The 14041-nt window shown below is 66.6% G+C and carries 10 protein-coding genes and 1 pseudogene; 2 read left to right on the forward strand and 9 right to left on the reverse strand.

Annotated elements, in window-relative coordinates; all coding sequences use genetic code 11:
• Positions 1-5: 5 nt before the first annotated feature.
• The 7 genes from ABD234_RS09925 to ABD234_RS09955 form a co-directional block, all read right to left on the reverse strand.
• The gene (locus ABD234_RS09925; RefSeq protein WP_344355701.1) at positions 6-1478 is read right to left on the reverse strand and encodes a glycosyltransferase; all 1473 of its coding nucleotides are present in this window, start codon (positions 1476-1478) and stop codon (positions 6-8) included.
• The gene (locus tag ABD234_RS09930) at positions 1475-4366 is read right to left on the reverse strand and encodes a glycosyltransferase (RefSeq protein WP_344355703.1); all 2892 of its coding nucleotides are present in this window, start codon (positions 4364-4366) and stop codon (positions 1475-1477) included. Before ABD234_RS09930 ends, ABD234_RS09925 begins: the two co-directional genes overlap by 4 nt.
• Positions 4367-4450: 84 nt before the next feature.
• Positions 4451-5713: a nucleotide sugar dehydrogenase gene (locus ABD234_RS09935; RefSeq protein WP_344355705.1), complete on the reverse strand. Its 1263-nt coding sequence runs from the start codon at positions 5711-5713 to the stop codon at positions 4451-4453.
• Positions 5714-5758: 45 nt separating this feature from the next.
• Positions 5759-6904 carry a non-hydrolyzing UDP-N-acetylglucosamine 2-epimerase gene (wecB, locus tag ABD234_RS09940; RefSeq protein WP_344355707.1) on the reverse strand — a complete coding sequence of 382 codons (1146 nt, stop codon included), beginning with the start codon at positions 6902-6904 and terminating at the stop codon, positions 5759-5761.
• 44 nt (positions 6905-6948) lie between these two features.
• On the reverse strand, positions 6949-7980 hold the full coding sequence (locus ABD234_RS09945; RefSeq protein WP_344355709.1) for an ABC transporter ATP-binding protein: 1032 nt from the start codon (positions 7978-7980) through the stop codon (positions 6949-6951).
• Positions 7964-8857: an ABC transporter permease gene (locus tag ABD234_RS09950; RefSeq protein WP_344355711.1), complete on the reverse strand. Its 894-nt coding sequence runs from the start codon at positions 8855-8857 to the stop codon at positions 7964-7966. Before ABD234_RS09950 ends, ABD234_RS09945 begins: the two co-directional genes overlap by 17 nt.
• Positions 8847-10151: a glycosyltransferase gene (locus ABD234_RS09955; RefSeq protein ID WP_344355713.1), complete on the reverse strand. Its 1305-nt coding sequence runs from the start codon at positions 10149-10151 to the stop codon at positions 8847-8849. Before ABD234_RS09955 ends, ABD234_RS09950 begins: the two co-directional genes overlap by 11 nt.
• Positions 10152-10781: 630 nt before the next feature.
• On the opposite strand from ABD234_RS09955, the gene ABD234_RS09960 reads away from it, so the two are divergent.
• Both ABD234_RS09960 and ABD234_RS09965 read left to right on the forward strand, forming a co-directional pair.
• Positions 10782-11672, forward strand: coding sequence for a hypothetical protein (locus ABD234_RS09960; RefSeq protein WP_344355715.1), 891 nt, complete (start codon positions 10782-10784; stop codon positions 11670-11672).
• Between the two features lie 321 nt (positions 11673-11993).
• Positions 11994-12161: pseudogene (locus ABD234_RS09965) on the forward strand (amidohydrolase family protein); the annotation flags it as partial.
• Between the two features lie 6 nt (positions 12162-12167).
• Here ABD234_RS09965 and ABD234_RS09970 read toward each other — a convergent pair.
• A complete protein-coding gene (locus ABD234_RS09970; RefSeq protein WP_344355718.1) occupies positions 12168-12959 on the reverse strand; it encodes an ABC transporter ATP-binding protein in 792 nt (263 codons plus the stop codon).
• Positions 12956-14041: a taurine ABC transporter substrate-binding protein gene (locus tag ABD234_RS09975; protein WP_038371975.1), complete on the reverse strand. Its 1086-nt coding sequence runs from the start codon at positions 14039-14041 to the stop codon at positions 12956-12958. Before ABD234_RS09975 ends, ABD234_RS09970 begins: the two co-directional genes overlap by 4 nt.

The following is a 14041-nucleotide window of genomic DNA, read 5'->3' on the forward strand; positions in this document are numbered from 1 at the left end:
GCCGCTCATTCGGATATGCTCTCGGATGCATCCGGCCAGCTGGCTCGCCGGATCATGTCTTCCAGCGCTTCTGCCGCAGCCACACTGCCGTTCGCTTCCGGTATCTGCCCCAGGCGCTCCTGCAGGAGGCGCCGCTCCCCAGCATCAGCCATATGGCGGATCGTTCGTTTCAGCATTCCTTCATCCCGCGCAACCAGCGCGAGGCCGCATGCGGCAACGGCCTCGGCTCGCCGTACCTGGTCGTCGGTCTTGGTCGCCTCATTAGGAACCAGGATGGCAGGGAGCCCGAGCGATATGGTCTCCTGCACCACGTTGTACCCCGCTGCGGCGATGGCCAGATCGAACGCCCGAAAGTGCCGCGCCACAGGGTACGCCTGCACGGCGATCACGCGCTCGTCGTCCGATCCCTGCTGAGCGGCGAGCGGCGAGATTACCTGCACTGGCTGCAGATCCGGCGCGTGCTCGGCGAGGAGGCGCAGCGCGGCGCTCGCGATCGAGTCCGGATCTCCGAGCAGACCACCACCGAGGTTCAGCAGAACATAGCGCCGGGACGGATCGAGCCCGAGATCTCGGCAAGCCGCATCACGATCCAGAAGATCCGCCCGGCGTGTCAGCGCTACGGGGCCGACATAGTGCGTGTCGATGTCCGGGCCGTTGTCCACGTCCTCCCGACCAGCGTAATCGCCGGGAACGATCACCTCGTCCGCGGCTGTGATCGCGTGGTGCCGCTGTACCGACGCCTCATCCACCTCAGTCTTCCAGCAGCCACGCTGCACCCAGATCAGAGGAACGCCGAGCGCTCGGCACACGTCCGTAAGGCCGGTGTACACCCAGGTCCCGTCGAACACCACGACGCGGGGCCGTACCTCGTCCATGAGAGAACGGAAGTAGCGGGCGAACACGGCGTTCCAACGTGCAGGCGACTCGCCCGACGCCTCGCTCGACGGGAAGTAGTGGATCGTGGTCCCCGAGCTTGCCACCTGTCGGTACGCCTTGGAGAGCGTCAGCATCTGGTAGGTGCGGTGCGCCGGCAGCTCAGAGGCGATCGCCAGCAGTCGGGAGATGTGGCCGAGACCTGCCCCGTTGCTCGTCACGAACAGCACGTCGTGGCGGCGCTCCAGCCCGACATCGGAGCCATCGACGGACACGAGGAGGCGGCGCACGGTCGCCTCGATCCGAGCCAGGGACTGCTCCTGGTGGTATTCATGGCGGGACTGCTTGGCCCTGGTGTCGTCGACCCGGGACTCGATCATCCGGCGCGTCGAGGCGAGATCCTTCGTGGTCGCCGCCCGGTTGCTCCGCAGCGCGGCAGCTCGGGCCCGCGCCTGCGCGAGGAGGAGCAGCGGCGCCCCCCAGGCGCCGACAACGGCGACCGCTCCGAGGAGTCGCAGTGCCCAGGGCAGGTCGAGGCCGAGGAGGAGGATCCCCCCGACGAGCGCGAACGCGCTCGCCGAGAGGAGGATGCGGAACCTGGTCATCGCTCGCCGCCGGCGACGGCCTCCCGGCCGTTTTGGATCAGAGACTCGAGCCGCCGATGGAACGCCTCGGAGGAGTACCGCTCCATGACCACAGCCCGAGCACGCCGAACCTGCTCCTCGTACCGCTCCGGGTCTGCCCAGAGCTCCTGTACCTGGGAGCGGACCGTCCCCGGCTCGGCGTAGATCGCTCCATCACCGAAGTTCGGACGCATGTACGCGGGGAGGAATACCACGAGACCGCTAGCCATCGCCTCGACTGTGGACATGCCGAACGACTCGGTGAGCTGGGAGGAGTGGAAGTAGGCCCAGAAATCCAGCGAGCGGAGGAAGTCCTCGGGAGTCTCGGCGCCATACTCGACGAGATCCGATGCGGCACGGAGTTCAGTCTGCAGCTCCTTCGGCTGGGAGCTGATCCCTCCGAGCAGACGGACCTGCATATCGCGACCGCCCTTGTACAGCTCCCGCACCGTCTTCGCCTCGTCGGGCCACTTCAGTACAGCATCGCGGGAGTGCCGGCCGAGCACGGGCAGGCGGTCAGATCGCTCCTTCACTGAGGGCTGGAACCGCTCCACGTCGATGAACCCGGGCCAGTCGTAGTCGGCGAGCAGGCTGGGATGGGTTATCTTCAGCGCGAGGCTGCGGGTGACCTCGCTCTCGGGGACGATGTCCACGGTGCTGCCGAAGAGCTTCTCCGCCTTCGTCTTGACCGTCTCGATCTCGAACACGACTCCCGTGCCGCCGTCGAGGATCGGGGGGTTGTTGACGATCACCACCGTGTGGCCGACGGAGAGTTTCGTGGTCAGTCCCTCGACGAACTGCATCACCGTGGGGTGCCGCACCACCAGGAGGTGCACGTCCGCCGGGTCGTTCAGGGAAAGCACCTCGACGTTGTCGAGGCCGGCGACGGTGAGCGCACGATCGGAGATCGTGTCCTTCGGGGAGTTCAGCGGGGAGTCGATCTGGATCATGCCGACGCGGAGGCCGTCCTTGGCCGCGAACTCGATTTCGTTCACCGTGAGGGAGGTGGTGCCGCCGGGGAAGCGGAAGTCGGTCGCGAACACGACGTCGAAGGTGCCGAGGTGCTTTCCCCGCATTCCGGGCTTCATGTTCAGCGGACGAGGGAAGTCCGGCATCGTGACCGTGCCGTCCACCACCTCGGCCTCGTTCAGGGCACGGAAGTAGGCGGCCTGGTAGAAGAGGCGCGAAGGGTCGATGTATCCACGGCCGATCTCCCCTGCGGTGAGGGAGGCTCCGTGCGTGCGTGTGAAGGAGTGCGGGACCGTTCCGAGGACTTCGACGGGCTGACCGCTCACCTTCACCAGACGGTCGCGGAACTCCGCGTCCGCGCCGCGGTTGACGGTGTCCCATCCGCCGAGCCTCTCGAGCAGATCCTTCCGTGCCATGAGAGAGGAGAAGTTCGGCTGGGAGAACGACGGATTGTTGTTGATGCGCGTGAGGACGAGATCCTCTGAGCTGCGGGCGTGGCGCGTCATGTTCGCCGCCCTGTCCGGGTGCTCGATCAGGTCCCTGGCCTGGAGCTCAACCTTTCCGGGGTGCGACCAGTCGTCATCGTCATGCACGGTGACGAACTCCCCGGTGGCCATCGCCAGGCCGCGGTTGCGCGCCATGTAGGCGCCGAGGTTTCGGGGCTGCAGCACGAGTGTGACGTCCTCGTAGCGAGCACACACTTCCTTGAGCTGCTCCCGCTTCTCCTGCGTGGAGTGATCGTCGACGACGATGATCTCGAGGTTCTTCCAGGTCTGGCGGACCAGGCTGTCGAGCGTGGTGCCGATGAGATCGGCGCCGTTGAAAGTCGGGACGATGATCGTGACCAGCGGACCATCGATAGTGCGAATCTCGACGTCGTGGGTCAGGGAGTCGAGCGGAGTGCGTCCCATCGTCTCCGTGAACCGCACCGGGGCGAGATGCTCCCACTCGTACAGAGCATTGAGGCGTTCGATCCAGGTGCCTCGCACGGCCTCGTCGTCAAAACCCTTGGCCTGGACGGCATTGAGGTCCATGAGCTTCGCCTGGACGGGATCCCGACGCTTCAACTTGGTCTCGCGGAAGACCTTGGCGGCCTCGTTGTGGAAGCCCTCCAGCGCCAGCGCCTCGGAGAAGGCGTAGGCATCGCTACGGCCGACCTTGTCGATGCCGAACACATCCCGCACGAGACGGAACAGGAACACTGCGTCACCGGGGTCGCTGGGATGGATGCGCTGGTTCGCGACGATGCGCGCCGTGGCGAGCAGGCCCTTGTGATTCCAGGACTTCACCACCGCACCGGCGCCGGGTGCCTTGCCGGCACGCAGCGCACGCACGATCCGCATCGTGTCATGGTAGTCGAACTGGAGGTTCGTCGCGGAACGTGCGAACACGTCTCGCATATCCGTGCTCTTCGACCGGTAGGTGAATGTCTCGAAGTGCCCTGGCGCCTTCGACGCCCGCTCGCCGTATTCGTACTCGGCGCCGATCCCGAAGTACGCGCCGACGCCACCGGTGGCGTTGCCTGCCGCAGTCTTCCGGAGCTTCTCGATGGCGTCTTCCGCCGACCGACGGTTCGCCTTCTTCGCAGCGGCCTGGACGTGGTCGCCGGTGCTTGCCTGGTGAAGAGAGGCCGCCAGCTGCTGCGTCGCTTTCTGACTCGCGGAGATGTTGGCGTTCAGGGCGCGAGTGTCTCGCTGCTGCACTTCGCGTGCACGGGCGGCAGAGCGGGCCGCGAAGCTGTGGCTGATCAGGATCATCCCGATCACGACAGCGATGGACAGTGCCAGGAACACGGCGCCCGGGCGCATCGCTCCCAGGCCGAAGCAGATGAGGCCGATCAGCGCGAGGAGGACGCCGCATGCGGCGAGGAGGCCGAGCTTGGAGGAGAGGAGATGCTTCACGAGAGGTAACTTCCGGTGGGGAGGGACCTGGGCCCCGCCCCGGCGCCCATCGGCGCCGGGCAGGGAGCCTGTTGGTTCTGGAGATCAGAGGCGGACAGCCGGAGCTGGGGCGGCCCCACGAGTGTCGAGCATGACCTTCGCGTTCTGGGCGATGCTCTCGAGGTCGTACAGCTCATGGGCCTGGAGCAGGACGACGGTGTCCGCCGCCTTGACCGCCGCGTCGAGGTCCTCCTCACGCTCGACGGCGCCGCTCCCGAGGTTCCACGTGGAGACCAGCGGGTCGTGGAACCGGACGATCGCGCCACGCTCGCGCAGTGCCTCGGCAACGGGCTCGGCCGGCGACTCCCGCTGGTCTGCGATATCGGCCTTGTAGGTCACGCCGAGGAGCAGCACCTCCGAGCCGTTGAGGGGCTTGCGGTGGTCGTTGAGGAGGCCGCCGACGCGGTCCACCACGTAGCGAGGCATGGAGTTGTTGATCTCCTGGGCCAGCTCGACGAACCGGAAGGGGTACCCGAGCTGGTTGCGCACCTCGTAGGAGAGATAGTTCGGGTCGATCGGGATGCAGTGGCCGCCGACGCCCGGCCCGGGCGTGAACTTCATGAAGCCGAAAGGCTTCGTGGCCGCGCCGCGGATGACCTCCCAGATGTCGATGTTCATCTCGTGGCAGAACTTCGTCATCTCGTTCACCAGCGCGATGTTCACGTGGCGGAAGGTGTTCTCGAGCAGCTTGGCCGTCTCCGCCTCGCGAAGGCCGTTCATGGGGACCGGCTCGTCCACGAAGTCGCCGTAGAAGGCCACCGCGGCCTGCGTGGAGGCATCGTTCATGCCGCCCATGAGCTTGGGGGTGTTCTTGATGCCGAACTTCTTCGACCCCGGGTCGACGCGCTCGGGCGAGTAGACGAGGTTGAAGTCCTCACCAGCCTTGAGGCCGGAGCCGAGTTCAAGGATCGGCTTGACGACGTCATCCGTCGTGCCCGGGTAGGTGGTGGACTCGAGAATCACCGTGGACCCGGCGACGAGGTGGTCGGCGATCGTGCGGCTGGCGCCCTTGACGGCGCCGAGGTCGGGGCTGCCCCCGTCACCGAGAGGAGTCGGCACGCAGATGACGGTGACGGCTGAGGACGCGATGACCGTGGGGTCGGTGGTCGCGCGGTAGCCGAGCTCCAGCATCTCCTGGATGTCCGTGTCGGAAAGGTCGTCGACGTGGGAGCGTCCCTCGTTCAGCTGGGCGACCAGGGACTCGGTGACGTCGAGGCCGTGAACGGTCCAGCCGGCGCGGGCCGCGGCCTGCGCCAGCGGGAGGCCGACGTAGCCCTGTCCGACGATGGTGACTGTCTTCTGGGTCATGACACTCTCTCCTATGGGGAATTGGGGGGACGATTTCGGGCTAGATCACTGGGAGAAGTCCCGCGGACGTGCGCCCGCTCGGAACATCCAGCGGATGGCTGCGACCGTCCGTTCGGAGGCGAAGCCGTCACCATACGGGTTCACCGCATTCGCCATGCTCTCGTAGGCGCAGGCGGTGTCCAGCAGTCTCGACACTTCGGCGACGATCGTCGCACGGTCGGTGCCCACGAGCTTCACTGTTCCCGCCTCGACAGCTTCGGGGCGTTCTGTGTTGTCCCGCATCACGAGCACGGGCTTCCCGAGGCTGGGGGCCTCTTCCTGCACTCCGCCCGAGTCGGTCAACACGATGTCCGCAAGGGCGAGCAGGAGGTTGAACTGCGCGTAAGGGAGCGCGTCCAGGAGGAAGACGTTCCGGAGTCCGGAGATGTGCGGCTCGATGGCCCCTCGGATCTCCGGGTTGGGATGCAGAGGGAGCACGATCGTGAGTTCTGGGTACGCGACGGCGATGTCGGCGATGGCCCGGCCGATGCTGGTCATGGCTCCGCCGAGGTTCTCCCGTCGGTGCGTCGTGACGAGGAGGACGCGCGAATCGGAACACTCCTTCCGCTCCCGAAGAGCCTGGAGCCGACGATCTTCGAAGGCGATGCCCTCAAGGCTCGCGACGTGGAGGAGCGTGTCGATGACCGAGTTCCCCGTCACGACGATCGTGTCCTCCGCGATTCCTTCAGCGATCAGGTTCGCCTTGCTCGACGCTGTCGGAGCGAGATGCAGGGTGGCAACCTGCGTTGCGATCCTCCTGTTGGCCTCCTCCGGGAAGGGGGAGTCGTTGTTGCCCGAGCGCAGGCCGGCTTCGAGATGGACGACACGCACTCGCCTGTTGAAGGCGGCGAACGCGGCTCCGGCCACCGTGGTGGTGTCGCCCTGCACGATCACGAGATCAGGCTGCTCGGCCTCCAGGATCGCGTCGACTCCAGCGATCACCCGCGCAGCGATCTGGTTCAGAGTCTGCCCTTCGCGCATGATGTCCAGATCATGATCCGGCACGATGCCGAACAGCTCGTTGACCTGATCAACCATCTCTCGATGCTGACCGGTGATGACGACGATGTTCTCCATATCCTCAGCGTCGTCGATCGCCCGGATGACAGGAGCGACCTTGATCGACTCCGGCCTCGTGCCGTAGATGGTCATGACCCTAAGCATTCGAGGCTCTCCTTCGGATTCGTGCGTCACGATCACTCACCCTTCTTCGGCAGGATGGGGTTCGGGAACGCCTTCGGCGCCGAGGACTCTGCGAAGATCTTCATGAAGTGATCCGCCTCGATCTCCGGTGTCGTCCGCGAACGACTCCTCTTGAGCGCAGCCTGAGGCTCCTCCAGAACGAGCTGCGCTTCCTTCCGTCCCGCCGCCCCTTCCAAGATGGCTTCTTTGAGCAAGGAGATCGCCTTCTCCTCGTTGCCCTGGGCGAGATTGTGCGCGAACCAGCGGTACTTCCGGGCCACTTCCACGGCGTCGCCATCGAGCACCACCTGCCCGCGCTCCATCCACACCGCGCGCGAACACATGTTCTCGATGGTCTGGGCGGCATGGTTCACGAGGAACACCGTGCCTGCCTTCTCGAGCATGGAATCCATGGCACGCTGCGAACGTTCAGCGAAGGTCGCGTCACCGGTGGAGAGCGCCTCGTCGATCATGAGGATCTCAGGGGTGGCAGCCAGCGAGATGGCGAACTTGAGACGCGCCCCCATCCCGGCGGAATAGGTGCGCATAGGCAGGTCGATGGCATCGCCAAGGGCGGAGAGCTCCACGACTTCATCGAAGATCTCGTCGGCCTGCGAAGGGCTGAGCCCCATGGCGAGAGCTCCGAGCTTCACGTTCTGCGCGCCGGTGAGGTCCGGGATCAGCGCCGCGTTGACGCCCAGGAGGGACGGCTTGGACGACGTGAGCACCGTTCCCGAGCTCGGCGGTTCGACTCCTGCCAGGGCCCTGAGCAGGGTGGACTTTCCCGATCCGTTGCGGCCGATGATTCCCACGAACTCGCCGGAGCGCACCGTGAGGGACACTCCGCGCAACGCGGAGACGGAGACCTTCTGCTTCCGGGCCACCTTGCCCAGCAAGCCTTTACGGGGCTTGTGGTCGGTGCGGGTCACCTTATAGCGCATGCGCAGCGCATGGGCGACGACGGTGACCGGGGATTGTTCAGGGGCGTGCCAGCGCTCAGCGCTCTCCGAATCGTCAGGACCTTCTGTATCAGCGTTCTCCGCCATAGGTCGCCTCCCCTCGCCAGAAGAAGATGAATCCACCGATGAGGAGCACCGCGGTCCATGCACCCATTGTGATCCAGTGGTCCGCAGACGGGATCACCCCGTCCATGAGCAGTTCGCGGTACATGATCAGCATGTGGTAGAGCGGATTGAGGTGGATCAGGAACATCGCCGTCGGATGGTCGATGAATCGCTCGACGGGAAAGATCACTCCGGAGCCGTACATGAGGAACCGGGCGACGAAGGCCATGAGCTGACTGGTATCCGGGAAGACGAAACCCACTCTGGACATGATGAAACAGATGCCGAGGTTGAGCACGGACTGCATCGCGAACACGACAGGTACGAGGAGCCAGGTCCATTCTGGCGATTCATGCTTCGGGACTACGATGATCATCACCATCATCACGAAGATGGCGATGACCATCTGGAGGGTCTCTCGGATCTCCGCCGAGATCGGCAACGCAGCGCGGGGGAAAGTGAAGGCGCGGATCATGGCTTGGCCGCTACGCAGCGTCTGCGGTCCGCTCGCGACGCTTCGCATGGTGGAGCGGAACATGAGGACGCCGATGATGATGAACGCGGGGAAGTTCTCCATGCCGCGGGTGACGCCCAGGATCCGGTCGAAGATCAGCCAGTACATGAGTGCCTCGAGCAACGGCTTCAGGAAGAGCCACACGTTGCCCAGACGGTTCCTGCTGTGGGACGTGGCCGCGCGATGCTGCGCGTCCATCCAGATGAAGTGACGGCGCTCCCACAGCTGCGCGGTGTACTCGCCGAGGCGGGGGCGCACGCCTACAGGGGAGAGGTCCGTGGTGAGCTGGCCGCGGGCGTGGAGGGCAGCGACTATCTGCTGCGCTGTCCTGGCTTCACTTGCCATGCAGCTCCCCCGTCCTCTGAGCGATGGTCGTCTCGTACACGCATCGGTATCTTCCCGTCAGTGTGGGCCATGTCCGCTCCGCAGCGACTCGTCGCCCTGCGCCTTCCCCGCAGAGGCTGACATCCCCGGTGCAGGCTCCTCGGATCACACGGGCAAGGGCTTCATCATCACCTGCCCGGGTGACGAACGCGTGAACGGTGCCGTCAAGTGAGGTCACCGTCTCCTTCAGCGCCGGCAGGTCGCTGACGATCACGGGCCGGCCCAGCGCGAGCGCCTCCACCGGCTTCTGGGGGGTAACGGAGCGCGAGACTTCCCGGTCCAGGCGAGGCACGATCACGGTATCGAGTGCCTGGACCCACGTGGCGGAGTCCTCGCGCGGCACCCGGCCGGGCATGCGGAGTCGATCCTCGATGCCGAGCTCGGCGGCGAGAGCCTTCAGACCGGGCGCGGCAACGCCGTCCCCGGCGAGGAGCACGTGCAGCCGCACTCCGAGCGGATCGTCGCCGTGGATGATGCGGGCGGCGGCTCTGAGCAGCACGTCGAAGCCTTCGTAGTCCACTAGGGCGCTCACGGCACCCACGAGCAACGCGTCTGCCGGGAGAGCGAGGCCGATGACGGAGCGTGCCTCCGCCGGGCTGAGGCGCTGCTCGAGAAGGGCGGAATCCACGCCGTTGGGCACGAGCGTGATGGCCTCGCGATCCACGCCGCGAGATACCAACTCGTCGGCCATGGACTCGCTGAGTGTGACCACGGCGTCCGCGGAGCGGGCCAGCTCACCTTCGCGGGCGGCGACGAGCGCAACCTTCTCGGATCCGGCCGCCTGGGCGCGCGCCCGGTCGGTGCCGTGCGAGGCGATCCAGGTCTGCTCCATGAAGCCGCGCACCTCGAGCACCCACGGCAGCCCCGTGGCTTCGGAGACGGCCTGGGCGACGAGGGCGTTGAGGTAGTTCGTCGTGGCGTGCAGGACATGTGGCCGGAACTCATCGACGATCTGGAGCGCCCTGTCCACCTCGGCGATCAGTCGTTCCTGCAAGGTGCCGGGCAGGATGGCGGGCAGTGTTCGGGCATAGCGGATGCCGTCCACCTCGTCCACCTCGTCCGCACCTACCCTGCCCACCATCACCGGATAGCCGGTGCGGGTCAGGGCCAGGGAGTCGACGTCGGCCTCCCGCAGAGCGGTGAAGATGCGATGGGTGCGCAGAGAGTAGCCGGACTGGGTGTGCGGCAAGGAGTTGGTGATCAGATGCAGCACGCGCAGCCGCTCCCCCGCAGCGGGCCCGATCGTCTCGGTCACAGGATGCGGGGTGACTGGCAGACGGTACCCAGGCTGGAGAAGGCGCAGCTCGCTGCGCAGTCGCCGAGCATACAAGCTCCCACCGCGACCTTCCCGCTCCAGTACCGCGACGGCCCCTGAAAGGTCGCCGCGGGCCCAGGCGGCCCGGGCCCGCGTGTTCGGGGAGGTCCGTTCGTCGACGAGATCCTCACGCCCCAGGAGCACCGCAACCTCGCTGCCCAGTCGACTGCGGGGTGCCGAGCCGGACGCCAGGTTCTCCGCAGCGACTGCGTCTCCGGCCATGAGTGCTCCAAGTGCCGCGACCCCCTGGGTGCGGGACGTCAGGGCGCAGAGATCACGCAGGGCACGGCCGGCGCGGATTCGCACGGGCATCCCCAGGCGTCTGCTCACCTGCACCACGAGCAGAGCCGGATCGTCGCTGAGGTGCTGCAGGCCGGCCTGCAGGAGGAGGCGCGCATTGCGCCCCAGGAGGCGTGGGCTGGGCACGGGGCTCCGATCGTCGGGGCAAGGGGACTGGACCAAGTTTACCGACCATGGCTCCGGCCTCTTCGACCGGCTCGATCGCTGAGTGTCGGTGTCGGACCCGAGCAGCACCTCGGATTTGACCCCGCATATGGGAAGATCCCCCGCATGACGACGACGCCTCTGCCCGACGTGACGACGCATCATGACGTACCGTTCACCAAGGTCCCCGAGTTCACGGACTTCTCTCCCAGTCCAGACGAAGGCGTGAGCAAATACACCGCGCAGATTCCTCGTGACGTCGCACTCGAGGCGCTATTGCTAAACAAGCATTCCGACGTACTCCTGGTCGCCCTGCATGGCGCGACTATGCGACACAAAGAACTGCCCCGTTTCGAGTTCTTTCGAACCTTGCGCGCCACCCCCTACAGCAGTCTCTACTTCAGTGATCCAGCCCTCTATCTCGACCCCGAGATACAGCTCGCTTGGTACACCGGCTGGCCTGAATTCGACCTCCACCCCGTCATCGCGGATTGGGCAGGGCGAGCCGCCGCCGCCATTGGCGCTTCGCGCGTGATCTTCTTCGGATCCTCAGGTGGCGGCCTCGCCGCCCTCCAGGCCTCGACCTTCTTGCCCGCAAGCATGGCCGTCCCCTTCAGTGCGCAAACCAGCGTAGCGAACTATCTGGTAGCTGGCACTGGACTCGGCGCCCAACGATCTTATATCCGTGCGATCATGCCCCACCTCACACCAGCAGATGGCCTGGGAGCCCTGCGGCCCGACGTCGACTACTTCACTTCCGTAGGCGACAGACTCTCTCCACTTCTTCGCTACCAGCAGAAACAGGAGAACTATGTTCTGTTCGTCCAGAACGCCAATGATCATGCGCATTTCAACCAGCACTACCTCCCATTTCGAGCCGCAGTCGAGGATGGCCCCAACGCCGATAGGATCAAGTTCGAGATCCAAGAAGATCGGCCCGGCCACAACCCTCCGCGACAGGAATTTCTCAAGGACGCGCTGGGGAAGGCAATTGCATGGAGTCGCACTCTGACCTGATGCGCGGAGGCCTCGGTCAGTTCACGCCGCCTCCGCGTTGGGGCAGCGTCGACACCCTTGCGCCGTCAAGACGTGACACGGGAAATCCCCCTGGAGCGTCACCCCCTGCCTGTGCCCCTGCCAGGATCCCGGGCACCTCCTCATGAACGACCTCGTCAGCCTCGCCGTCATCGGGGACTTCGGCCTTCTTAGCATGGCCCGTGACCCCGCCCTACATGGTCCACAGCATCGAGGCCGCGGCGAACTGCATCTCCCGCACGGGGCGTCCCATCGGGCTCGAGCAGCGCATGCCCCCTTGGGAGGCAGCGCAGCGTCACGACCGAAACCGCCTACCGGTACGGAGAGGAGCAGGAGAGGCAACTGCGGGCGGGGATGCGTGCCGACCTGGTCGTGCTGAGCGAGGACCCGCTGCCCATGGCGCCGGAGGGTCAGCGCGAGGCGCCGGTCCTGGCCACCAGGAAGAGCGAGAAGGTCGTCTACGAAGCGTGAGCCGCGTCAGTGCTCGATCGCCCCGGCGATCCTCTCGCGCAGCTCGATGAACTCGGGCATGCGGCGCATCTCCTCGCCCAGCTGCTTCCCGGCGTGGGCCGAGAGGGTGATCTCCTGGTCCAGGACGATGCGTCCGGGCCGGGCGCTCATGACCAGCACCCGGTCCCCCAGGAACACCGCCTCGTCGACGTCGTGCGTGATGAACAGGACCGTGCGGTTCTGGGCCCGTTGCAGGGCGAGAAGATCGGCCTGGAGCCGGGCGCGGGTGATCGCGTCGAGCGCGCCGAAGGGCTCGTCCATGAGCACGACCTCGGAGTCGTTCGCCAACACCCGGGCGATCTGCGCCCGCTGCTGCATGCCGCCGGAGAGCTCGTAGGGCCGCTTGTCGCCGAAGTCGCCGAGGCCCACCAGCTCGAGGTGCTCCTGCGCGCGCTCGGCGCGCTCCTTCTTGGAGATGCCGCGGATCCGCATGCCCAGCGCCACGTTCTCGCGCACCGAGAACCACGGGTAGAGGTTCGGCTGCTGGAAGACGACGCCGCGCCCCGCGCCCGGGCCGGTGATCGGCTCGCCGGCGCAGCGGGCGGACCCGCCGGTGGGCGTGAGGAAGCCGGCGATGACCTTGAGCAGCGTCGTCTTCCCGCAGCCCGAGGGGCCGACCACGCAGACGAACTGCCCGCGGGGGATGTCCAGGTCGGTCTCGGCGAGCGCGTGGACGACCTCGCCGCCGTCGGTGATGTAGCGCTGGGAGATCCCCTCGAGGGAGACCAGCGGCTCGGCGGCGCCAGGCGTCGCGCTCATCGGGAGACCTCCTCGATCGCGTCGGGATAGGGCATCTGCTGGTAGACGGCGGGCTCGGCCTGCGCGTCGATCTCCCCCTGCGCCTCGAGGAACTCCGCCGTCCCGATCAGGGCGCCGCCCAGGGCGCCGGGCGCATCGGCCGTGCCGAAGTAGTCCGGCCCGGCCTGCTCCGCGGCGCTCGGGTAGAGGTAGCCGTCCAGCAGCCCGCCCGCCTCCTCCGGCGTGATGCCCAGCTGCACGGCGATGGAGGCGGCGGCGCGGTCGGGCTCCTCGGTGAGCAGGCGGCTGCCCTCGGCCTGGGCCGCGGTCCACATCCGCACGAACTCGGGGTTCGCGCCGATGAAGTCGTCGGTCCCGGCGACGAGGTCGAAGGTGGGGGCGCCCGCCGTGGCGGACTCCTCGCTCGAGGTGATGACGTGCCCGCCCTCCAGCAGCTGGGTGAGGGTGGGCTCCCAGATCCACGCGGCGTCGATCTCGTCGCGCTGCCAGGCGGCGAGGATCGCATCGGGCGCGAGGTTGATGACCCGCACGTCGGAGACCAGGCCCTCCTGCTCGAGCAGGGTGAGCAGGGAGTAGTGGGCGGTGGAGCCGAAGGGCACGGCGATGGTCTTGCCGCGCAGCCCCTGGAGGTCCTCGATCGCCGGATCCTTGACGACGAGGGATTCGGCCTGGCCGATCACGTCGCTGATCCACAGCACCCGGATGTCCTTGTCCAGCGGCGGGGAGGCCGCCTTCACCGCGGGGCTCGAGCCGACCTGGGCGATGTCCAGCGAGTTCGAGCCGAAGGCCTGGATGACGTCGCCGCCGGAGTTCATCTTCACCCAGGAGATGTCGGCGTTGGGCATGCAGGCCTCCAGCAGCTGGAGGTCCTTGACCACGAGGTCGCCGTTGGGGATCGCCTGCCAGGCGATCCGTGCGCTGGTGGTGATCGACGGGTCCGGCTCGACCGGGCAGGCGACGGCCCCGGAGAAGTTGTCCGGGTGGCTCGTGCGGCCGGACTGCACGCAGCCGGTGAGCGCGATCGCGAGGCAGGCGGCCGCGACGGCCAGGCGCCGGGGTGCGGTGGTGCGGGGCGAGGTCAT

This window comes from Brachybacterium phenoliresistens, from assembly GCF_039530785.1.
In the GTDB taxonomy this organism is placed as follows: Bacteria; Actinomycetota; Actinomycetes; order Actinomycetales; family Dermabacteraceae; genus Brachybacterium; species Brachybacterium phenoliresistens.